Origin of the sequence: Pseudomonas sp. SWI44 (assembly GCF_002947915.1) — a bacterium.
In the GTDB taxonomy this organism is placed as follows: Bacteria; Pseudomonadota; Gammaproteobacteria; order Pseudomonadales; family Pseudomonadaceae; genus Aquipseudomonas; species Aquipseudomonas taiwanensis.
The window spans coordinates 4,215,908-4,236,499 of the sequence record NZ_CP026674.1; the positions used below are offsets into that span (position 1 = coordinate 4,215,908).

The window sequence follows — 20,592 nt, forward strand, 5'->3', positions numbered from 1 at the left end:
ATGCACCGCGCGGGCGGCGCTGGGTCCTAAAAACGCTGAATTCCCCGAGCCATAGGCAAAACCCGCAAAGTTGGAAAGCTTCTTGCAAAGCCACGCCCAAGCGCCCCCTTGGGCGTCAAAGTTTTGCTTGAAGAGGAATCGCGGTGGATCGCACTCAGTTAATCAGCAACGCCCGCAACAACCTGGCCGGTCTCGGTCGGGGCAACCTGGGCGTGCCGCTGCTGTTGCTGGTGATGTTGGCAATGATGATGTTGCCGATCCCGCCGTTCCTGCTCGACGTGTTCTTCACCTTCAACATCGCATTGTCGATCGTCGTGCTGCTGGTCTGCGTCTACGCCCTGCGCCCGCTCGACTTTGCCGCGTTCCCCACCATTCTGCTGGTCGCCACGCTGCTGCGCCTGGCGCTCAACGTCGCTTCCACCCGGGTGGTCATGCTCCACGGCCAGGAGGGACATGGCGCTGCCGGTAAGGTGATCCAGGCCTTCGGCGAAGTGGTGATCGGTGGTAACTATGTGGTCGGTGCGGTGGTGTTCGCCATCCTCATGATCATCAACTTCGTGGTGGTGACCAAGGGTGCCGGGCGTATCTCCGAAGTCAGCGCGCGTTTTACCCTGGACGCGATGCCCGGCAAACAGATGGCCATCGACGCCGACCTCAACGCCGGCCTGATCGACCAGGCCCAGGCCAAGGCGCGCCGCGCCGAGGTGGCGCAGGAGGCCGAGTTCTATGGCTCGATGGACGGTGCCAGCAAGTTCGTGCGCGGCGACGCCATCGCCGGTCTGCTGATCCTGTTCATCAACCTGATCGGCGGCATGCTGATCGGTATGCTGCAGCATGGCATGTCGTTCGGCGACGCCGGCAAGGTGTACGCCCTGCTGACCATCGGTGACGGTTTGGTGGCGCAGCTGCCATCACTGCTGCTGTCCACGGCGGCGGCGATCATGGTTACCCGTGCCTCGGGCTCCGAGGACATGGGCAAGTTGATCAACCGGCAGATGTTCGATTCGCCCAAGGCCCTGGCGGTTTCCGGTGCGTTGATGATCGTCATGGGCCTGGTCCCGGGCATGCCGCACATCGCCTTCCTCAGCCTCGGGCTGCTGGCAGGCGGGGGTGCCTATCTGGTGTGGAAGAAGCAGCAGAAGGCCAAGATCAAGGCCCAGGAAGAGGTGCAGCGTCAACAGGACCTGCTGCCGTCGCCGCAGCGTGCACTGGAGACCAAGGAACTGGGCTGGGACGATGTCACGCCCATCGACATGATCGGCCTGGAAGTCGGCTATCGGTTGATTCCGCTGGTCGACCGCAACCAGGGTGGCCAGTTGTTGGCGCGGATCAAGGGCGTGCGCAAGAAGCTCTCCCAGGACCTGGGCTTTCTCATGCCTACCGTGCATATTCGCGACAACCTGGACCTGCAGCCCAGCGCCTACCGCCTGACGCTGATGGGGGTGATCCTGGCCGAAGCCGAGATCTACCCGGACCGCGAACTGGCCATCAACCCCGGTCAGGTGTTCGGGGCGCTCAATGGTATCGCCGCACGTGACCCGGCATTCGGCCTGGAAGCGGTGTGGATCGACATCGGCCAGCGTGCCCAGGCGCAGTCGCTGGGCTACACCGTGGTGGATGCCAGTACCGTGGTCGCCACCCATCTCAACCAGATCCTGCAGAAACATTGCCACGAGCTGATCGGCCACGAGGAAGTCCAGCAGCTCTTGCAGGTGTTGGCCAAGGCATCGCCTAAACTTGCCGAGGAGTTGGTCCCGGGTGTCATTTCCTTGTCGGGGTTGCTCAAGGTCCTGCAGGCATTACTTTCCGAGCAGGTGCCGGTGCGTGACATTCGCAGTATTGCCGAGGCCATCGCCAACAATGCCAGCAAGAGTCAAGATACCGCCGCATTGGTGGCTGCAGTGCGCGTCGGATTGTGTCGCGCCATCGTGCAAAGCATTGTCGGCGTTGAGTCCGAGCTGCCTGTCATCACCCTTGAGCCAAGGTTGGAACAGATTTTGCTCAATAGTCTGCAAAGGGCCGGACAAGGTCAGGAAGACGGTGTTCTTCTGGAACCGAGCATGGCCGAAAAGCTGCAGCGTTCGTTGATCGAAGCTGCCCAGCGCCAAGAGATGCAAGGCCTGCCGGCCATCCTCCTGGTAGCGGGCCCGATCCGAGCCATGCTGTCGCGCTTCGGTCGTCTGGCTGTACCGAATTTGCATGTTCTGGCGTATCAGGAAATACCGGATAACAAGCAAGTCACCATCGTTGCCACTGTGGGCCCTAACGGCTGAGGTAGTGGGTTATGCAAGTTAAGCGTTTTTTCGCCGCCGATATGCGTCAGGCCATGAAGCTGGTCCGGGATGAGCTTGGCTCCGATGCCGCCATCATCGGTAACCGCCGTATTGCCGGTGGTGTCGAACTGACGGCTGCGCTGGACTACAAACTGTCGGCCCTGGCTCCGCGTGTGCCCAATGCCGAGCTTGAGCAAGAGCTGCGCAAGACGCAGTCGCGCATTGCCAACGTCCAGGCTGAGCTGGACAACCGTGATGACACAGCCGAAGGCAATCGCCAATTGTTCGCCGGGCAGTCGTTGACTGCCTCGGAGCCTTTGATCGAGCCTCACGTCGACATGCCGGCCCCTGCCGCGGCACCTGCGCCGGCGCCGGTCGACCCGCGTTTGTTCGATGCCATGCGCTCGGAGCTGTCGGGGCTGCGCGAGCTGCTGGAAGTGCAGCTTGGCTCGCTGGCCTGGAGCCAGTTGCAGGGCAGCAAGCCGCAGCAGGCCAACCTCTGGCGTCGACTGCAGCGTATTGGCCTGTCCGGTCCGATCGCTCGCGAGCTGCTGGATCTGACGGGCGAAATCGAAGAGCCGCGCCAGGCTTGGCGCATGCTGCTGGCGCACTTGGCACGGATGATCGAAGTGCCCGAGGTCGAGCCGATCGAGGAGGGCGGTGTCATCGCCATGGTCGGCCCGGCCGGCATGGGCAAGACCACCACCCTGGCCAAGCTGGCCGCCCGCTACGTGCTCAAGTACGGCCCGCAGAACCTGGCGCTGGTGAGCATGGACAGCTTCCGTATCGGCGCGCAGGAGCAGCTCAAGACCTTGGGTCGTATCCTCAATGTACCGGTGACCTACGTCGATCCAGGCCAGTCGCTGGCCCAGGCGCTGGAGCCGCTGTTGCGCAAGCGCGTGGTGTTGATCGACACCGCCGGCCTGCAAGCCAGCGACCCGGCCCTGCGCATGCAACTGGAAACCCTGGCCGGTCGTGGCATTGCCGCCAAGAACTACCTGGTATTGGCAACCACCAGCCAGAAGCAGGTGCTGACCGCCGCCTACCACAGCTACAAGCGCTGCGGGCTGGCCGGTTGTATCCTGACCAAACTCGATGAAACGGCCAGCCTCGGTGATGTGCTGAGCCTTGCCATCAGTCATGAACTGCCCGTGGCCTACCTTACCGATGGCCCGCGCATTCCTGACGACCTGCACCTGCCACGCGCGCACCAGTTGGTCAGCCGCGCGGTCAGTGTGCAGTTGCAGGACGAGCCCAGCGAAGAGGCCATGGCCGACATGTTCGCTGATCTCTATCACAACCCTCGGCGAGCGGGTTGATGATGCAGCGTGTGCACAGTACCTACACCAAGGGGCCCGCAGAATTGCCTCCCGTGGGGTTTGGGTCCAAGCGAGACAAGGTAAACAACAGACATGGGTAGCATGCATCCCGTACAGGTGATCGCCGTAACCGGTGGCAAAGGTGGCGTCGGCAAGACTAACGTTTCAGTGAACCTGTCCCTGGCGCTGGCTGAGCTTGGTCGGCGGGTCATGCTGCTGGACGCCGACCTGGGCCTTGCCAATGTCGACGTACTGCTGGGCCTGACGCCCAAGCGCACCCTGGCCGATGTGATCGAGGGGCGTTGCGAGCTGCGCGATGTCCTGCTGCAAGGCCCAGGCGGTGTGCGGATCGTGCCAGCGGCCTCAGGCACGCAGAGCATGGTGCACCTGGCGCCTGCCCAGCATGCAGGGCTTATCCAGGCATTCAGCGAGATCGGCGACAACCTAGACGTGCTGGTGATCGACACTGCTGCGGGTATTGGTGACTCGGTAGTCAGCTTCGTGCGCGCCGCCCAGGAAGTGCTGCTGGTGGTGTGTGACGAGCCGACCTCGATCACCGACGCCTACGCGCTGATCAAGCTGCTCAACCGTGACTACGGCATGAACCGTTTCCGTGTGCTGGCCAACATGGCGCAGAGCCCGCAGGAAGGGCGCAATCTGTTCGCCAAGTTGACCAAGGTCACCGATCGCTTCCTTGACGTCGCCCTACAATACGTCGGCGCCGTGCCGTATGACGAATGCGTGCGCAAGGCAGTTCAGAAACAGCGCGCCGTGTATGAAGCCTTCCCGCGGTCCAAGTGCGCCCTGGCGTTCAAGGCCATTGCGCAGAAGGTCGACAGCTGGCCGCTGCCGGCCAACCCCCGCGGGCACCTGGAATTCTTCGTCGAGCGTCTGGTGCAGCCCACCAGCGCAGGGCCGGTCCTATGAACGCGAGCGGTTTCAAGATGTACAGCAGGGCGTCCAAGGATGCCCAGTACGAACTGGTGGAGCGGTATGCGCCACTGGTCAAACGCATCGCCTACCACCTGCTGGCCCGTCTGCCAGCCAATGTCCAGGTGGAGGACCTGATCCAGGCCGGCATGATCGGCCTCCTGGAAGTGGCCAACAAATACGACGCCAGCAAGGGCGCAAGCTTCGAAACCTATGCGGGTATTCGAATCCGTGGCGCGATGCTCGACGAGGTGCGCAAGGGCGATTGGGCGCCGCGTTCCGTGCACCGAAACACGCGCATGGTCAGTGACGCGATGCGGTCTGTTGAAGCCAGAACAGGTCGCGACGCTAAAGATCACGAAGTTGCTGCCGAACTTCAATTGAGTCTCGATGATTACTACGGGATTTTGAACGATACCCTGGGCAGTCGCCTGTTCAGCTTCGACGACCTGTTGCAGGACGGCGAGCACGAAGGGTTGCACGAGGATGGCGCCAGCGGCCAGATCGAGCCGTCGCGCGATCTGGAGGACGAACGCTTCCAGGCTGCCCTGACCGATGCGATCGCCAACTTGCCGGAGCGTGAGCGGCTGGTGCTGGCGCTGTACTACGACGAAGAGCTGAACCTCAAGGAAATCGGTGAGGTGCTTGGGGTCAGCGAATCGCGTGTCAGCCAGCTGCACAGCCAATGCGCGGCGCGCCTGCGCAGTCGTCTTGGGGAATGGCGGGCACGTTGAGCCTGGGGTCGTTGCAGTCGTTTCACGTTGTACCGAATTGATTGAATGCGTGCTCGGGGCCGAGCGCGTTTGAGACTGCTTGGAGGTCTAATTGAACAAAGACATGAAAATCCTCATCGTTGACGACTTTTCGACGATGCGGCGGATCATCAAGAACCTGTTGCGTGATCTGGGTTTCACCAATACCGATGAAGCCGACGACGGCACCACGGCGCTGCCGATGCTCGAAAGTGGCCATTACGATTTCCTGGTGACCGACTGGAACATGCCGGGCATGTCCGGGATCGACCTGTTGCGCAAAGTGCGCGCCCATGATCGCCTCAAGGGGATGCCGGTGCTGATGGTGACCGCCGAAGCCAAGCGCGACCAGATCATCGAAGCGGCCCAGGCCGGCGTCAATGGCTACGTGGTCAAGCCTTTCACTGCCCAAGTGCTCAAGGAAAAGATCGAGAAAATCTTCGAGCGCGTTAACGGCTGAGGCACGTAAGGGGGGCGCCATGGAACCATCACATACGTCTTTGGGCGAGTTCGAATCGACCCTGAAGAAACATGCCGAGGAGTTGGTCGAGAGCCTGGAACGGGGACGTTTCGGCGATGCGGTGCAGCTGATCCATCAGCTGAACCAGACCCGCGACCGTGGCTTGTATCAGGAAGTCGGCAAGCTCACCCGCGAGCTGCACAGCGCGATCGTCAGCTTCCAGATCGACCCGCGCATGCCGCAGGCCGAGGAGGTCTCGCAGATCACCGACGCCACCGAGCGCCTGTCCTACGTGGTCAAACTCACCGAGGGTGCGGCCAACCGCACCATGGACCTGGTGGAGCAGAGCACGCCGGTACTCAACGAGCTGTCCGCCGAGGCCCAGGCCCTGAGCGTTGACTGGCAACGGTTCATGCGCCGCGAGGTGGCAGCACCGGAGTTTCGTGAGCTGGTCAAGCGCGTCGACAGTTTCCTGACGCATAGCGCCGACGGGAACCGCAAGGTCGCCGGCCACCTCAACGATATCTTGCTGGCTCAGGACTATCAGGACCTGACCGGCCAGGTGATCAAGCGGGTAACCGCGCTGGTCACCGAAGTAGAAAGCAATCTGCTCAAGCTCGTGCTGATGGCCAGTCAGGTCGACCGTTTTGCCGGTATCGAACATGACCACCAGCAGCTGCGCGCTGAAAAAGATCAAGAAAAACATCCAACCCGGGGTGAAGGTCCGCAGATTCATGCCGATAAGCGTGAAGACGTCGTGTCCGGTCAGGACGATGTCGATGATCTGCTGTCCAGTCTGGGTTTTTAGGGAGCACGTTTAATGAGCTTCGGCGCCGATGAAGAAATCCTTCAGGATTTCCTGGTAGAAGCCGGCGAAATTCTTGAGCAACTGTCCGAGCAACTGGTCGAGCTGGAAAGCCGGCCTGACGATGCTGACCTGCTCAATGCGATCTTTCGCGGTTTTCACACTGTAAAAGGGGGCGCCGGCTTCCTTCAGCTCAATGAGCTGGTGGAGTGCTGCCATATCGCGGAGAACGTGTTCGACATCCTGCGCAAAGGTGAGCGCCGGGTCGATGCGGAACTGATGGACGTGGTCCTGGAAGCCCTGGACACGGTCAACAGCATGTTCGGCCAGGTGCGCGAGCGCAGCGAGATCACGCCAGCCACGCCTGAACTGCTGGCGGCGCTCTCGCGCTTGGCCGAGCCGGCCGGGGCCGAGGTCGCCGCGCCGGTGGTCGAAGCCGCGCCGGTGGCCGAACAGGCCGTCGCCGAAGCCGATATCACCGACACCGAATTCGAACAACTGCTCGACTCGCTCGATGCCGTGAAAGCCCAGGCCGAGGCCGCTTCCGAGCAGCTGCAGGGCGAAACGCTGACCGGCAGTGGCGATGAAATCACCGATGCCGAATTCGAATCGTTGCTCGATCAGTTGCACGGCAAGGGCCAGTTCTCGCCCGAGCTCGCCGCCGCCGAGCCGCAAGCGGCGGCCAGCGCACCGGCGAGCGATGAAATCACCGACGAAGAATTCGAGTCGCTGCTCGATCAGTTGCACGGCAAAGGCTCGTTCCAGGCCGACGCTTTGCCTTCGGCAGCCGCGCCCGCAGCCCAGCCCCCAGCGGCATCGGCAACTGCCAGCGGTGACGAGATCAGCGAACACGAGTTCGAAGCGCTGCTCGATCAGTTGCACGGCAAAGGCAAGTTCTCGGGTGAAAGCGTCGCCGCAGAGGCACCTGCCGCTGTCGCAGCGCCGGTAGCGGCCAAGGCCGAGAGCCAGCCGGCAGCCAAGCCGGCCCCGGCTGCTGCGCCCGTCGCTGCACCTGCGGCGGCCGCCAAGCCTGCAGCCCCTGCCCGCAGCCCAGCGCCTGCCGCCGACAAGCATGCGGCCAGCGAAGCGGAGACCACCGTGCGGGTCGACACGGCGCGTCTGGACGAGATCATGAACATGGTCGGCGAACTGGTACTGGTGCGTAACCGCTTGGTGCGCCTGGGCCTCAATAGCGGCGACGAAGCCATGTCCAAGGCCGTGTCGAACCTCGACGTGGTCACCGCCGACTTGCAGACCGCGGTCATGAAAACCCGCATGCAGCCGATCAAGAAAGTCTTCGGCCGCTTCCCGCGCCTGGTCCGTGACCTGGCTCGCCAGCTCAAGAAAGAGATCAACCTGGAGCTGGTCGGCGAAGAGACCGACCTGGACAAGAACCTGGTCGAGGCCCTGGCCGATCCGTTGGTGCACCTGGTGCGCAACGCCGTCGACCACGGCGTGGAAATGCCCGACGAACGCGAGGCCGCAGGCAAGGCCCGGACCGGCCGGGTGGTGTTGTCCGCCGAGCAGGAAGGCGACCACATCCTGCTGTCGATTTCCGATGACGGCAAGGGCATGGACCCGAGCATCCTGCGTGCCAAGGCCGTGGAAAAGGGCCTGATGGACAAAGACGCGGCCGATCGCCTGAGCGAGTCGGACTGCTACAACCTGATCTTCGCCCCAGGCTTCTCGACCAAGACCGAGATCTCCGACGTGTCCGGCCGTGGCGTGGGCATGGACGTGGTGAAGACCAAGATTTCCCAGCTCAACGGCTCGATCAACATCTTCTCGGCCAAGGGCCAGGGCTCGAAGATCGTCATCAAGGTGCCGCTGACCCTGGCGATCATGCCGACTCTGATGGTGATGCTGGGCAACCAGGCGTTCGCCTTCCCGTTGGTCAACGTCAACGAGATCTTCCACCTCGACCTGTCGCGTACCAACGTGGTCGACGGCCAGGAAGTGGTGATCGTGCGCGACAAGGCATTGCCGCTGTTCTACCTCAAGCGCTGGCTGGTCCAGGACCAGGTGCACGAGGAGCAGCGCGAAGGCCATGTGGTGATTCTTTCGGTCGGTACTCAACGTATCGGCTTCGTGGTCGACCAGTTGGTGGGCCAGGAAGAGGTGGTGATCAAGCCGCTGGGCAAGATGCTGCAGGGCACACCGGGCATGTCCGGTGCCACCATCACCGGTGACGGGCGCATTGCGCTGATTCTCGACGTTCCGAGCATGCTCAAGCGTTACGCCGCCCGGCGTTATTGATTTCGGTGGCGCCGCCTGGCGGTTGCGCCACCTAATGGAGTGTTTATGGCAGTCAAGGTCCTGGTGGTGGATGATTCCGGTTTCTTCCGCCGCCGCGTTTCGGAAATCCTTTCGGCGGACCCGACGATCCAGGTCGTCGGTACCGCGACCAACGGCAGGGAAGCGATCGACCAGGCACTGGCGCTCAAACCCGATGTCATCACCATGGACTATGAAATGCCCATGATGGATGGCATCACCGCGGTACGGCACATCATGCAGCGTTGCCCGACGCCGGTGTTGATGTTCTCCTCGCTGACCCACGAAGGCGCCCGGGTTACCCTCGACGCGCTGGATGCTGGCGCGGTGGATTACCTGCCGAAGAATTTCGAAGACATTTCCCGCAATCCGGAAAAGGTCAAGCAACTGCTCTGCGAGAAGGTCCATACCATCTCGCGCAGCAACCGCCGCCTTGGCAGCTACGCAAGCCAGGTGCCAGTCACCGCGCCAGCCCCAGCAGCCATTGGCCACGCGCCAACCAGCAGTCTTGCCAGCCCCACGCCGGCACGTCCCGCTGCGCCAGTCCGTCCAGCCGCGACGGCACCCGCAGCTGCCCATTCGCCAGCGCCCAAGCGCAAGCCCTACAAGCTGGTCGCCATCGGCACCTCCACCGGTGGACCGGTCGCGCTGCAGCGGGTGTTGACCCAGCTGCCGGCCAGCTTCCCGGCACCGATCGTGCTGATCCAGCACATGCCGGCCGCCTTCACCAAGGCGTTCGCCGAACGTCTGGACAAGCTGTGCAAGATCAGCGTCAAAGAGGCCGAGGACGGCGACATGCTGCGCCCAGGCCTGGCTCTGCTGGCCCCAGGCGGCAAGCAGATGATGATCGACGGACGTGGCACGGTGAAGATCCTGCCGGGCGACGAGCGTCTGAACTACAAGCCCTGCGTGGACATCACCTTCGGTTCGGCGGCCAAGTCCTATGGCGACAAGGTGCTCTCCGTGGTGCTCACCGGCATGGGTGCCGACGGTCGCGAAGGGGCGCGCCTGCTCAAGCAGGGCGGCAGCACGGTGTGGGCCCAGGATGAAGCCAGCTGCGTGATCTATGGCATGCCAATGGCCATCGTCAAGGCCAATCTGGCTGATGCGGTGTACAGCCTGGATGAGATCGGCAAGCACTTGGTCGAGGCCTGCGTCTGATGGATGTTCTAAGCCTGATCGGCCTGATCCTGGCCTTCGTCGCCATTGTCGGCGGTAACTTCCTCGAAGGTGGCCATGTTGGTGCCCTGCTCAACGGCCCGGCGGCGCTGATCGTGTTGGGCGGCACCCTGGCGGCGGCGTTGCTGCAGTCGCCATTGTCGGCATTCAAGCGGGCGCTGCAGATCCTGCGCTGGATTTTCTTCCCGCCTCGGGTCGACCTGCCTGGCGGTATCGACCGTGTGGTGAACTGGAGCCTGACCGCGCGCAAGGAGGGCCTGCTGGGCCTGGAAGGCGTGGCTGATGCCGAGCCGGACCCTTATGCCCGCAAAGGGTTGCAGCTGTTGGTGGATGGCGCCGAGCCCGAGTCGATCCGCAGCATCCTGGAGGTGGACTTCCTGACCCAGGAAAGCCGCGATATCCAGGCCGCCAAGGTCTACGAAAGCATGGGTGGCTATGCGCCGACCATCGGTATCATCGGTGCGGTGATGGGCCTGATCCATGTAATGGGCAACTTGGCCGACCCGTCGCAGCTGGGCAATGGCATCGCGGTCGCGTTCGTCGCGACGATCTACGGTGTGGCCAGCGCCAACCTGATCCTGTTGCCGATCGCCAACAAGCTCAAGTCCATCGTCATGCGTCAGTCGCGCTATCGCGAGATGCTGCTCGAAGGCTTGCTGTCGATTGCCGAAGGTGAAAACCCACGCTCCATCGAGCTGAAGCTGCAAGGCTTCATGGAGTAACCCATGCGTCGCCGTCGTCATACCGAGGAACACGAGAATCACGAACGCTGGTTGGTGTCATACGCCGACTTCATCACCTTGCTGTTCGCTTTCTTCGTGGTCATGTATTCGATTTCCTCGATCAACGAGGGCAAGTACAAGGTCATCTCGCAAGCGTTGCTGGGGGTGTTCAACGACCCTGAGCGGAGCATGAAGCCGATCCCCATCGGCGACGAGCAACCGCTGAGCGTCAAGCCTGCCGAACCGCTGATCAAAGACAGCGAGCAGACCGATGCGGGCCTCGCGCAGACCAACAGCGACCCGCTCAAGACCATCAGCGACGATGTGCGTGATGCCTTTGGCGACTTGATCAAGTCCGACCAGATGACGGTGCGCGGCAACGAACTGTGGGTGGAGATCGAGCTGAACTCCTCGCTGCTGTTCGGCAGTGGCGATGCCATGCCCAGCGACAAGGCCTTCGACATCATCGAGAAGGTGGGGCGCATCCTCAAACCGTTCGCCAACCCGGTGCATGTCGAGGGCTTCACCGACAACCAGCCGATCCGTACCGCGCAATACCCGACCAACTGGGAACTGTCGTCGGCCCGGGCGGCCAGCATCGTCCGGCTGTTGGCCATGGAAGGCGTCAATCCCGCACGCATGGCCTCGGTAGGCTATGGCGAGTATCAGCCTGTGGCCACCAACGACACCGCCGAGGGGCGTGCGCGTAATCGTCGGGTGGTATTGGTGATTTCCCGCAACCTTGAAGTGCGTCGCAGCCTGACCGGTTCAGGCAGCGCCAACGCCACGCCGGACGCTGCATTGCGCCGCGCTGGCACACAAAGTGCACCGGCAACACCAGTAACGGCGGCGGGGCAGTGAATCGTCAATTCTCTGTCACCGCTAGCCCTGTAGGAGCCGGCGAGCCGGCTTCCACGGGGTTTCTGCGGCATCAATGAGTCTAGAGTTGTCCTATGAGAGTCTGGGCAGTAGCCAATCAAAAAGGTGGCGTCGGCAAGACCACCAGCACCATTGCCCTGGCCGGCCTTCTGGCCGAGGCGGGCAAGCGCGTGGTCGTGGTCGACCTCGACCCGCACGGCTCGATGACCAGTTACTTCGGGCACAACCCCGATGCGCTGGAGCACAGCTGCTACGACCTGTTCTTGCACAAGGGCACGGTGCCTGAGGGGCTGCCGGGGCAATTGCTGCTGCCGACCAGCGACGAGCGTATTTCGCTGCTGCCATCGAGCACCGCGCTGGCGGTGCTGGAGCGCCAGTCGCCGGGGCAGAGCGGCCTGGGCCTGGTCATCGCCAAGAGTCTGGCGCAGCTGTGGCAGGATTTCGACTTTGCCTTGATCGACAGCCCGCCCTTGCTCGGCGTGCTGATGGTCAACGCCCTGGCCGCGAGCCAGCAACTGGTCGTTCCAGTGCAGACCGAATTTTTGGCCGTCAAGGGCCTGGAGCGGATGATCGGTACCTTGGCGATGGTCAACCGCTCACGTAAGCAAGCCTTGCCCTATCAGATCGTGCCGACCCTGTTCGACCGTCGTACCCAAGCTTCGCTGGGTACCCTCAAACTGCTGCGCGATACCTACGGGGAGCATGTCTGGCAAGGCTATATCCCGGTCGATACGCGCCTGCGCGATGCCAGCCGCAATGGCGTCACGCCTTCGCAGTTCGATGGCAAGAGCCGCGGCGTTATCGCCTACCGGGCACTGCTCAAGCACTTGCTGACCTACAAATCCGCATTGCAGGTGGCCTGATGACGCAACATGCCCAGCCAGTCAGCACCCGGCCACAACTGGCCCTGCAATCCTATCTTGATGGCCTGCTGCAGGAAGCCACCGAGGTAGAAGACATTCACGAAGCGCCGGCCGCCAAGGTGGCCGACGCGCAGCCCAGCGACGAATTCGCCGCTGCCGTACGCGAGGAGCAGGCCCGGGATGCGCGGCAGCAGCCGGCACCAGCAGCGCTAGCCAGCGTCGCCCCCAGGCCATTCGCCGAGCCGAAGGCCAAGGTCTTGCCAACGGTTTTGCCGGTCGAGGCGCCGGTTGTCACCGTGGTCGAGACCGAAGTGGTGGCCGAAGCCAGCGTTCCGGTCCTGACCGAGTCGGCCGTCGAGCCGGTGGCACCGTTGGTCGATGTGCATCTGCCAGCGCCGAACCTGCCCGTACCACCTGCCACCCTCGACGGAAGACCCGCCTGGGCGGCCGAGCCGTTCGAGTGCTTGCTGTTCGACGTGGCCGGCTTGACCTTGGCGGTACCCCTTGTCTGCCTAGGCTCGATCTACAGCCTGGCCGGTCAGGAGTTGACGCCGTTGTTCGGCCAGCCGGACTGGTTCCTCGGGATCCTCAGCTGCCAGGCGGGCAACCTCAAGGTGCTGGATACCGCACGCTGGGTGATGCCTGATCGCTACCGCGATGATTTCCGTCAGGGCCTGCAGTACGTGATTTCCGTCCAGGGCTACGAATGGGGGTTGGCCGTGCACCAGGTCAGCCGTTCCCTGCGTCTGGACCCGGCCGAAATCAAGTGGCGCAGCCAACGTGGCCAGCGCCCCTGGCTGGCTGGCACGGTGATCGAACACATGTGTGCTTTGCTCGACGTCGCCGAACTGGCTGAGTTGATCGCCAGCGGCGCCGTGAAGCAGATGCACGCTAAACATAAATGACAGAACACACCGCCGTTGGCGGATTTCGAGGGGTAGGGGAATGAAAAAGTCGTCCGCACAGGGTTCTGAAGATCCGATTCTGCAGTGGGTAACCTTCCGTCTGGATAACGAGTCCTACGGCATCAACGTCATGCAGGTGCAGGAAGTCCTGCGCTACACCGAGATCGCCCCGGTGCCAGGTGCCCCGAGCTACGTACTGGGTATCATCAACCTGCGCGGCAACGTGGTGACGGTGATCGACACCCGTCAGCGCTTCGGCCTGATGCCTACCGAGGTCACCGACAACACCCGTATCGTGATCATCGAGGCCGACAAGCAGGTGGTCGGCATTCTTGTCGATAGCGTTGCCGAAGTGGTCTACCTGCGCCAGTCTGAAATCGAAACCGCGCCAAACGTCGGTAACGAAGAGTCGGCCAAGTTCATCCAGGGCGTATGCAACAAGAACGGCGAACTGCTGATTCTGGTCGAGCTGGACAAGATGATGACCGAGGAAGAGTGGTCCGAGCTGGAGAACATCTGAGTTGATTTTCGAGGTTGCTGTCATCTTCCTGGCGCTGCTCTGGGCGTTGAGCCTGTGGTTCTTCCTCAACTACAGCAAGCGTCAGCGTGAACTGGCTGCCCAGCAGGCCCAGGGCGATGCACTGCGCGACCAGCGCATCAAGGACCTGGCCAAGCGCCTGGACGATTACCAGAACGTCACCGTGCGCATGGGCGAAGCGATCCACGAAATCCGTGCGGCCGTGGCGACCCTGCCTGACCGGCTGGAGCGGCTGGAGCAGCGTGATCCCAGCAACGTCACCTTCACCCAGGCCGCCAAGCTGGTGGGCATGGGGGCGAGCGTTGCCGAGTTGACCGAGACCTGTGGGCTGACCCAGGCCGAGGCGGAGCTGATGAGCAAGCTGCACCGCACCGAGTGATACAGGGAGGCGACCGAGAGGTCGCCTTCTTCGTTCAGTGGCTGATCCAGGATTGCGCGCTGCCAACCCGCGCGAACCGCCCAAGGGGCGTCAGCGCGCGCTCGGCGGTGCTCCAGCGTTGAACGTCGACATAGGCACGGCCGTTGATGACCGGCAGTTTCATCAGCCTTTCGATCTGCCGCAGTCGGTAGAGGTCTGGCAGCAAGCGGTCGATCACATCGTTCATCATTGCCGGCCCGGTCAGTTGGCTCAGGCGTCGCGTGTAGGCGTGGAATGCCTCCGGGTCCTGGGCGCGGTCGGGCCTGACGCGGTAGAAGTCAGGATGGCGTTGGTAGCGGGCATGCATCTCCTCGGAAATGGCCAGCAGCGTCGGATTGCCAGGGTGGCTTCCGATCATGCTGGTGTTGTATTGAATTTCCATGTCGAGCAGGTTGTTGCTCAGGGGAGGGTGCAGCAACAGCCCATCATCGGTAGTGGCTAGCACGACATCGTCCAGGGTTTGCGCGGTGCATGCGTCGGTGCCTATGCATCCGGAATGCTGCCCACCCGCCTCGAGCAGCTCATCGTCGACATCCATGTAAAGACCACCCTCCTGATACAGCATGGGATAGCGCAGCACGTCCGAGGCTGAGCTGTAGTTGGTGGCGACGCCGCCATTGCCCTCCAGTGCAGCTCGATACTGCGGGTAATGCTTGCTGGTGCTGAACGTCTGAAAGAACGGCTGCTCCTCGAGCGGTTCCACCCGCAAGCCAGGGGCGTTCTCGGTCAGCTGGCGGAAGTTTTGTTCATAGACCTGGGGATGGGCGTTGGAAAGGAACAAGCGGTACTGGTACTGAGTGCTGTTCAAGCGCCTGGCGTTTCTGGCGAGGTTTTCCACCAGGTTCGGGGCGATCACCTTGTCGCCGACCCACAGCGACGAAATCTTCTTTGGAATCGGGCGTGCGCCAATTGGTGTGTCGGGGATGTGCAGCGGCAACTGCAAGTCTACGCCAAGTCTGCGCAGCGTGGCCATGCGCATGTCGTCGGTCACATGGCGTGGGCCAGGCATGACCCGACGCACCAACGGATCACCTGGGCGGGCTTCATACACAGTCGGCTCGACACTGTTCAGTTCGCTTTTTTCGACGAACACATCGAACTCGATATCGTAGACAAGGTCGAGCTCTACCAGGTAGCCATCGACGGCATAGCTGCCAGTGATGACTTGTGTCTTGGTCGCCCAGTCCACCGAACGACCGACCGGAAAGACCTCTGCTGCAGGCAATTGCTCTGCACGCGCTGGTCCAGCCTCGAAGAACGGCGCCACGTCCAGTTCCGGCAGGTGCGGCGGATCCATGGGGCTGAGTGGGTATCCCCACTGCTCGTTGACTCGCACCGGTCTGACGAAATCGCCCGATTTGAAACTGAACAGCTTACCGCCCTGGGATGCTGCATGCGCTACTGCGGGCGCGGCGTTCAATAGCCCCCAGGCCACACTGCCGACACCGGCTTGCTTGGCCCGAAGGGATCTGCCGTTGATAGCCCGATCCAGACCCAGGGCAATCTGTGCGATGCCCCCTACGGCCAGCAAGGGTGCCAGCCCTGGCACCACGAAAGTGAGGGGGGCCACGAAGTTGAGGGTGGCGTTCAGGTAACTGGCCCATTTGGACTTGGTCACCTCAGCGTTGCTGGTGATCATGAAATCGGCATCGTCATAAGTGCGTTGACGCTGGCGCTCGGCCAGCGCCTGGAACAGGTCGCCGGTGATCCTCGGGTTGTACTTGCCTGGTCGGTAGTTGACGTAGGTGCGCGGCGGCCAGCGACCGTCATCGTTGAAGTAACCATGTTCCGGGGGAAGCCTGTGGTTGAGCGGGTAGACCCCCAGCCCTTCCAGGGCGGTGTCCAGGCCGCTGAAGTCGATACCTTGAGGGCCATCGGCCAAGCGAAAGTGTCGTTTCAGGGCCTGGCGGCTGGCGGCATTCCTGCACTGCTGGCCCACCCAGTCCTTGAGCAGCTCTTCACTGGCGAACTCCAGCAGAGGCGAGCTGTTGCCGGGTGCATAGAGCAGGGTCAGGTCGGAGCTGGCGTCGTTGAGGTACAGCAGGTCGGTGGCGGCATAGCCATAGATGTTCAAGGTGCTCAGGCGCAAGCCCTTGCCACGGGGAATCAGGCCTGCGGCGCGCCAGGCGAGCTTGCGTGCTGCATCGCTGAGGCTGCCTTCAGCAATCTGCTTGTTGCAGGCGGCGATGAAATTGAGTTTGCAGCACAGGCGGTAGCCTGGCAGATGGTCCCGCCAGTACGCATCCAGCAACGCCGTGTAGCGACTGTGGAAATCCAGCGCCTCGATGTGACGTTGCAGTGCTTCGGCACGCACGTCGAGCAGTGTCGAGTGGTCGTAACGGGCGGGTGTGGTGCGCCTGAACAGGCCGTTGAACACCTGGTACCACGCGCCGTTATCGGTCAAGGGTTGCGCTGGTAACCGATCGACGATAGTAATCGGGCCATCGCCAGGAAGCTTGCCGGCCCACGGCTGGTTGAACAGCCCACCGAAAAAATCGTTGTTGGTCTCGCCTTGCCAGTTCATCAGCACGGCCTGAGTGAGGCTTATGCATTGCACGACAACGGCCTGGTAACTGGCGACGCCATCTGGATGGACATGCAGCGTTACCACATCGACCTGATCAGGGTCGAGGTCCACACCTTGTGCCGATAGCCAGTCGCCAATCGCGCGGCTGGCCTCGCGATCGGGTCGAGGAACAGTGGCTAGATGGTCGCGTACGAACTGGACGCCGGCAGTGTTGATCCGAGAGCTGGGCATGTCGATCTCCGTGGCTGTGAAAAGCCATAGCATCGACCGACTCAGCGCCAGCGCAACGGTAGATAATGCTTGCCCGACAACTCAGTGGCCTGGAGCAGGCAGGCCCGGCAGCACTTCGGTCACGTCACGCTCGCCCGGAGGAGAATCGTCGAAACCATAGGGCACCTTGCCGCGCAGCTGCCAGGCAAAGGCGATGATCTCAGCGATCGTCAGGTACAGTGCCTCGGGAATCTGCTCGCCCAACTCCAGGCGTGCCAGCAGGCGCACCAGTTCGGCGTTCTCGTAGATCGGTACTTCGTGTTCGCGGGCCAGGGCGAGAATGGCCTCGGCCAGTTCGTCTTCGCCCTTGGCGCTGAGGGTAGGGGCGTTTTGGCCGTCATAGCTCAGGGCGATAGCCTGGCGTGGTTGCGGGTAGCTCATGCGGTTTCGTCCACCCAACGTTGTTCGACGCGGGTACGTGGCCCGTGCGGTGGAATGCCCGGGTGGCACTCCAGGTCGCCGACATCCACGCCACGCGCCAGAAGGCGCGCGCGCAGCTCACCCAGTTGACTGTCGATCAGCTGGGCGGTCCGCTCACGTTCTGCCCACAATTGCCCGCAAAGCCGGCCCCGGCTCAGTTGGGCCTGAACCTGCAAGGGTCCCAATGGGGCAAGGTCGAAGGCCAGCTCGATACGCCACAAGGCTTCACCCAGGGGCTGCGGCTCGCGCTGGCGGTCGGCTTGCTGCTGCGGGGTTTCCTCGCGTTGCAGCTTCACCTGCAAAGGAATGAACTCCTGGCCGTGACGAACCGGGATTTCAGTCTGCCAGGTGGTCTGCAGGTTGCCATTTTCCAGGTTGCCGGTTTGTTGCAGGCTGCTCAGTGCATGGCTCTGCACTCGCGAGATGGCGGCTGCGGCCAGGCGTAGCAGCTGTTGCAGGTCGCTTTCGTCCTCCATCGCCTGCATCAGCCGAGAAGGCAGCGGAAAGGCCCCAGGTGGCGGTTTTGGCGTGACACGCTCAAGCATGCCCAGGGCACCACGGGCGACGGCGGGCATGACCTGGGCCAGTGTCGAGGCGCTGGTCGAAGGCGCGATGGGCGCTTGCGCGGAGGCTTGCGCCACCAGCCTGACCAGTTGCGCCTTGAGGTCCGTGGCCACGCCGGCGGGCTGCCCGCTTAGCAGTTTCGCTTCAAGAAAGGCGCCGCTGTTGCCCAGCGCCTGGGCGATGGCTTTCACATCCCCGAGCTGACGCACTTCAGGCAAGTTGGCCAGCACGCGCTCGGCGATGGCGCGTACCTCGCCATTGCTGCCAGGGTCGCGGGTGATCTGCTGCAAGGCGTTGAGCAGGCCTGGCAACGAGGCCTGGCGGCTTTGCTGGGTGACGAGTTGCTGGGCAATGCTCAGTTGATCCTGACGACCGCTCAGGGGTACGAACTTCAGCGACTGGTCACCCTGCACCAGCGCGCTCAGCAGGCTGCCCACCGGTAGCGGGCGAGGGCTGTCGATGGTCAGGGTGGCCCCGGCCTGGGCACTGTTGAGCAGGCTCACCAGCGAGCGGAAGTTGGCCGTCTGACCCGGAGCCTGTGGCAAGGGCTGATTGGTCAGCACCTTGCCTTGCAGCAGAGTACCGACCGGGACCTTGCTGGTGTCCAGGCGGGTGAGGGTGGCGATATTGCTGGCACCGGCCTGCTGCACCATCACCGCCAGGCGATTGCTCTCTGGCTGGCTCACGGTGATCTGGCTGCCCTGGGGCAGTGGCTGGCTGGCGCTGGCCTGCACCTGGGTCTGGTTGCCGTTGGCCTGAAGAATGCGCAGCACCAGTTGGAAGTCCTGGCCCACCTGGCGCAACGAAACCACCTCGGCCTGCGCGGTCTCGCCTGGCTTGAGCAACCCCGGCTGGGCTTGCAGCAGGCTCAGCAGTTCGCCGGTCATGGCCGCTTTGATCGCTTGCGGGTTGATCGCGGTTTGTGTGCCGAGACTATTGATTTCAGTCATGATTGTATACAACCTGTCGAACCCGCCCTCTTGGCAGCGAGGCGCCGCATGTAATAATGCCGCTCGTCCGCCACTGCCAGTATAACGGCAGCGAGGCGGGCGACTTGAGACTCCGGGGTCAGGTTCGGTGTCGTCTCCATCGCGGGTTCACCCGTGAAGAAGACGACACCGAACAGGATCCCGAAACTGGATAAGGCGAACCTGTGACCCTTCACCTCCAAGCCGTGGGCCTTGCCTGCGAGCGCGACCTGCGCCTGCTGTTCGAGCACCTGCATTTCGAACTGCGGCCTGGCGACATGCTGCAGATCAGCGGCCCCAACGGCAGCGGTAAGACCAGCCTGCTGCGCCTGCTGGCCGGGCTGATGCAGCCTACTGCCGGGCAGATTCTGCTGGGTGGCAAGCCATTGGCCGAGCAGCGCCATGCCTTGGCCAGCATTCTGTTGTGGATTGGTCACGCCGCTGGTATCAAGGACCTGCTGACCGCCGAGGAAAACCTCACCTGGTTGTGCGCCTTGCACCGACCGGCCAGCGAGGAGGCCATCTGGAATGCGCTGGAGGCCGTCGGCCTGCGCGGTTTCGAAGACGTGCCCTGCCATACCCTGTCCGCAGGGCAGCAGCGGCGTGTGGCCCTGGCACGGTTGTACCTCGACAGCCCAGCGCTGTGGATTCTCGACGAACCCTTCACGGCTTTGGACAAGCAGGGCGTGGCGCAACTGGAGGCGCACCTTGCGGCCCATTGCGAGCAGGGCGGTACAGTGGTGCTCACCACTCACCACACCCTGGAGCGCAAACCCTCCGGCTACCGAGAACTGAACCTGGGGCAATGGGCGGCATGAGTGTATTCATCCTGTTGTTGCGCCGAGAAGCGCGTCTGCTGTTTCGCCGCCCGGCCGAGTTGGCCAACCCGCTGGTGTTCTTCGCCATCGTCGTGGCGCTGTTTCCGCTGGCGGTAGGCCCTGAAAGCCAATTGTTGCAAACCTTGTCGCCAGGTCTGGTCTGGGTCGCGGCGCTGCTGGCGGTGTTGCTGTCGCTCGATGGCCTGTTCCGCAGCGATTTCGAGGATGGCTCGCTGGAGCAATGGGTGTTGTCGCCGCATCCCCTGGCCATGCTGGTGCTGGCCAAGGTACTGGCGCACTGGATCTTTTCTGGGTTGGCGCTGGTATTGTTGGCGCCACTGCTGGCGTTGATGCTGGGCCTGCCGAGCCACTGCCTGCCTGTGCTGCTGGGTTCTCTGCTGCTGGGTACTCCCGTGCTGAGCCTGCTGGGCGCGGTGGGGGCTGCCTTGACCGTCGGGCTCAAGCGAGGTGGTTTGCTGCTGGCGTTGCTGATTCTTCCGTTGTATATCCCAGTATTGATCCTGGGCAGTGGTGCGTTGCAAGCGGCGTTGCAGAATATGCCGGCAACCGGCCATCTGCTCTGGCTTGCCAGCCTGACTGCCCTGGCAGTGACATTGGCACCCTTTGCGATCGCCGCCGGCCTCAAGATCAGCGTCGGCGAATAACGAGTCCCGGGCTTTCAAGCCCGGCAAACACCCTGGATGTACC

General features: G+C 62.7%; 19 protein-coding genes. 16 read left to right on the top strand and 3 right to left on the bottom strand.

The window, feature by feature from the left end:
• The first annotated feature begins 143 nt into the window (after nt 1-143).
• The 14 genes from flhA (at nt 144) to C4Q26_RS19915 (ending at nt 14,278) form a co-directional block, all read left to right on the top strand.
• Nucleotides 144-2,273 (top strand): flagellar biosynthesis protein FlhA, encoded by a 2,130-nt coding sequence (gene flhA / locus C4Q26_RS19850; protein ID WP_104881404.1) that lies wholly within the window; start codon nt 144-146, stop codon nt 2,271-2,273.
• Nucleotides 2,274-2,284: 11 nt separating this feature from the next.
• Nucleotides 2,285-3,592, top strand: coding sequence for a flagellar biosynthesis protein FlhF (gene flhF / locus C4Q26_RS19855; protein ID WP_023381511.1), 1,308 nt, complete (start codon nt 2,285-2,287; stop codon nt 3,590-3,592).
• A 93-nt stretch (nt 3,593-3,685) separates the two neighbouring features.
• Nucleotides 3,686-4,519, top strand: a complete 834-nt coding sequence (gene fleN, locus C4Q26_RS19860) for a flagellar synthesis regulator FleN (RefSeq protein ID WP_016393812.1) — start codon at nt 3,686-3,688, stop codon at nt 4,517-4,519.
• A complete protein-coding gene (gene fliA, locus C4Q26_RS19865) occupies nt 4,516-5,256 on the top strand; it encodes an RNA polymerase sigma factor FliA (RefSeq protein WP_023381510.1) in 741 nt (246 codons plus the stop codon). Before fleN ends, fliA begins: the two co-directional genes overlap by 4 nt.
• Nucleotides 5,257-5,359: 103 nt before the next feature.
• Nucleotides 5,360-5,734, top strand: coding sequence for a chemotaxis response regulator CheY (locus C4Q26_RS19870; RefSeq protein WP_104881405.1), 375 nt, complete (start codon nt 5,360-5,362; stop codon nt 5,732-5,734).
• Between the two features lie 19 nt (nt 5,735-5,753).
• Complete coding sequence (locus C4Q26_RS19875) at nt 5,754-6,542, top strand: protein phosphatase CheZ (RefSeq protein ID WP_023381508.1); 789 nt, start codon at nt 5,754-5,756, stop codon at nt 6,540-6,542.
• A gap of 12 nt (nt 6,543-6,554) precedes the next feature.
• Nucleotides 6,555-8,795 carry a chemotaxis protein CheA gene (locus C4Q26_RS19880; RefSeq protein ID WP_027908244.1) on the top strand — a complete coding sequence of 747 codons (2,241 nt, stop codon included), beginning with the start codon at nt 6,555-6,557 and terminating at the stop codon, nt 8,793-8,795.
• 45 nt (nt 8,796-8,840) lie between these two features.
• Nucleotides 8,841-9,974 carry a chemotaxis response regulator protein-glutamate methylesterase gene (locus C4Q26_RS19885; RefSeq protein ID WP_023381506.1) on the top strand — a complete coding sequence of 378 codons (1,134 nt, stop codon included), beginning with the start codon at nt 8,841-8,843 and terminating at the stop codon, nt 9,972-9,974.
• A complete protein-coding gene (locus C4Q26_RS19890) occupies nt 9,974-10,714 on the top strand; it encodes a flagellar motor protein (protein WP_023381505.1) in 741 nt (246 codons plus the stop codon). Before C4Q26_RS19885 ends, C4Q26_RS19890 begins: the two co-directional genes overlap by 1 nt.
• 3 nt (nt 10,715-10,717) lie before the next feature.
• Nucleotides 10,718-11,575 carry a flagellar motor protein MotD gene (gene motD / locus C4Q26_RS19895; RefSeq protein WP_023381504.1) on the top strand — a complete coding sequence of 286 codons (858 nt, stop codon included), beginning with the start codon at nt 10,718-10,720 and terminating at the stop codon, nt 11,573-11,575.
• A gap of 92 nt (nt 11,576-11,667) precedes the next feature.
• Nucleotides 11,668-12,456, top strand: a complete 789-nt coding sequence (locus C4Q26_RS19900; RefSeq protein WP_023381503.1) for a ParA family protein — start codon at nt 11,668-11,670, stop codon at nt 12,454-12,456.
• Nucleotides 12,456-13,361, top strand: coding sequence for a CheW domain-containing protein (locus C4Q26_RS19905; protein WP_023381502.1), 906 nt, complete (start codon nt 12,456-12,458; stop codon nt 13,359-13,361). The genes C4Q26_RS19900 and C4Q26_RS19905 overlap by 1 nt, the downstream gene beginning before the upstream one ends.
• 40 nt (nt 13,362-13,401) lie before the next feature.
• On the top strand, nt 13,402-13,881 hold the full coding sequence (locus tag C4Q26_RS19910; protein WP_003254393.1) for a chemotaxis protein CheW: 480 nt from the start codon (nt 13,402-13,404) through the stop codon (nt 13,879-13,881).
• A 1-nt stretch (nt 13,882) separates the two neighbouring features.
• Nucleotides 13,883-14,278: a DUF2802 domain-containing protein gene (locus tag C4Q26_RS19915; protein ID WP_027908246.1), complete on the top strand. Its 396-nt coding sequence runs from the start codon at nt 13,883-13,885 to the stop codon at nt 14,276-14,278.
• A gap of 34 nt (nt 14,279-14,312) precedes the next feature.
• On the opposite strand, the gene C4Q26_RS19920 is transcribed toward C4Q26_RS19915, so the two are convergent.
• The 3 genes from C4Q26_RS19920 to C4Q26_RS19930 all read right to left on the bottom strand — a co-directional run bounded on the left by C4Q26_RS19920 (nt 14,313) and on the right by C4Q26_RS19930 (nt 19,048).
• Nucleotides 14,313-17,075, bottom strand: coding sequence for a dermonecrotic toxin domain-containing protein (locus C4Q26_RS19920; RefSeq protein WP_104883419.1), 2,763 nt, complete (start codon nt 17,073-17,075; stop codon nt 14,313-14,315).
• 81 nt (nt 17,076-17,156) lie between these two features.
• On the bottom strand, nt 17,157-17,495 hold the full coding sequence (locus C4Q26_RS19925; RefSeq protein ID WP_023381499.1) for an EscU/YscU/HrcU family type III secretion system export apparatus switch protein: 339 nt from the start codon (nt 17,493-17,495) through the stop codon (nt 17,157-17,159).
• Nucleotides 17,492-19,048, bottom strand: a complete 1,557-nt coding sequence (locus tag C4Q26_RS19930; protein ID WP_104881409.1) for a flagellar hook-length control protein FliK — start codon at nt 19,046-19,048, stop codon at nt 17,492-17,494. Before C4Q26_RS19930 ends, C4Q26_RS19925 begins: the two co-directional genes overlap by 4 nt.
• A 203-nt stretch (nt 19,049-19,251) precedes the next feature.
• Between C4Q26_RS19930 and ccmA the strand changes: the two genes are divergently transcribed.
• Both ccmA and ccmB read left to right on the top strand, forming a co-directional pair.
• Nucleotides 19,252-19,884, top strand: coding sequence for a cytochrome c biogenesis heme-transporting ATPase CcmA (gene ccmA, locus C4Q26_RS19940; protein ID WP_023381496.1), 633 nt, complete (start codon nt 19,252-19,254; stop codon nt 19,882-19,884).
• The gene (ccmB, locus tag C4Q26_RS19945) at nt 19,872-20,549 is read left to right on the top strand and encodes a heme exporter protein CcmB (protein WP_371263234.1); all 678 of its coding nucleotides are present in this window, start codon (nt 19,872-19,874) and stop codon (nt 20,547-20,549) included. Before ccmA ends, ccmB begins: the two co-directional genes overlap by 13 nt.
• Nucleotides 20,550-20,592 lie beyond the last annotated feature (43 nt).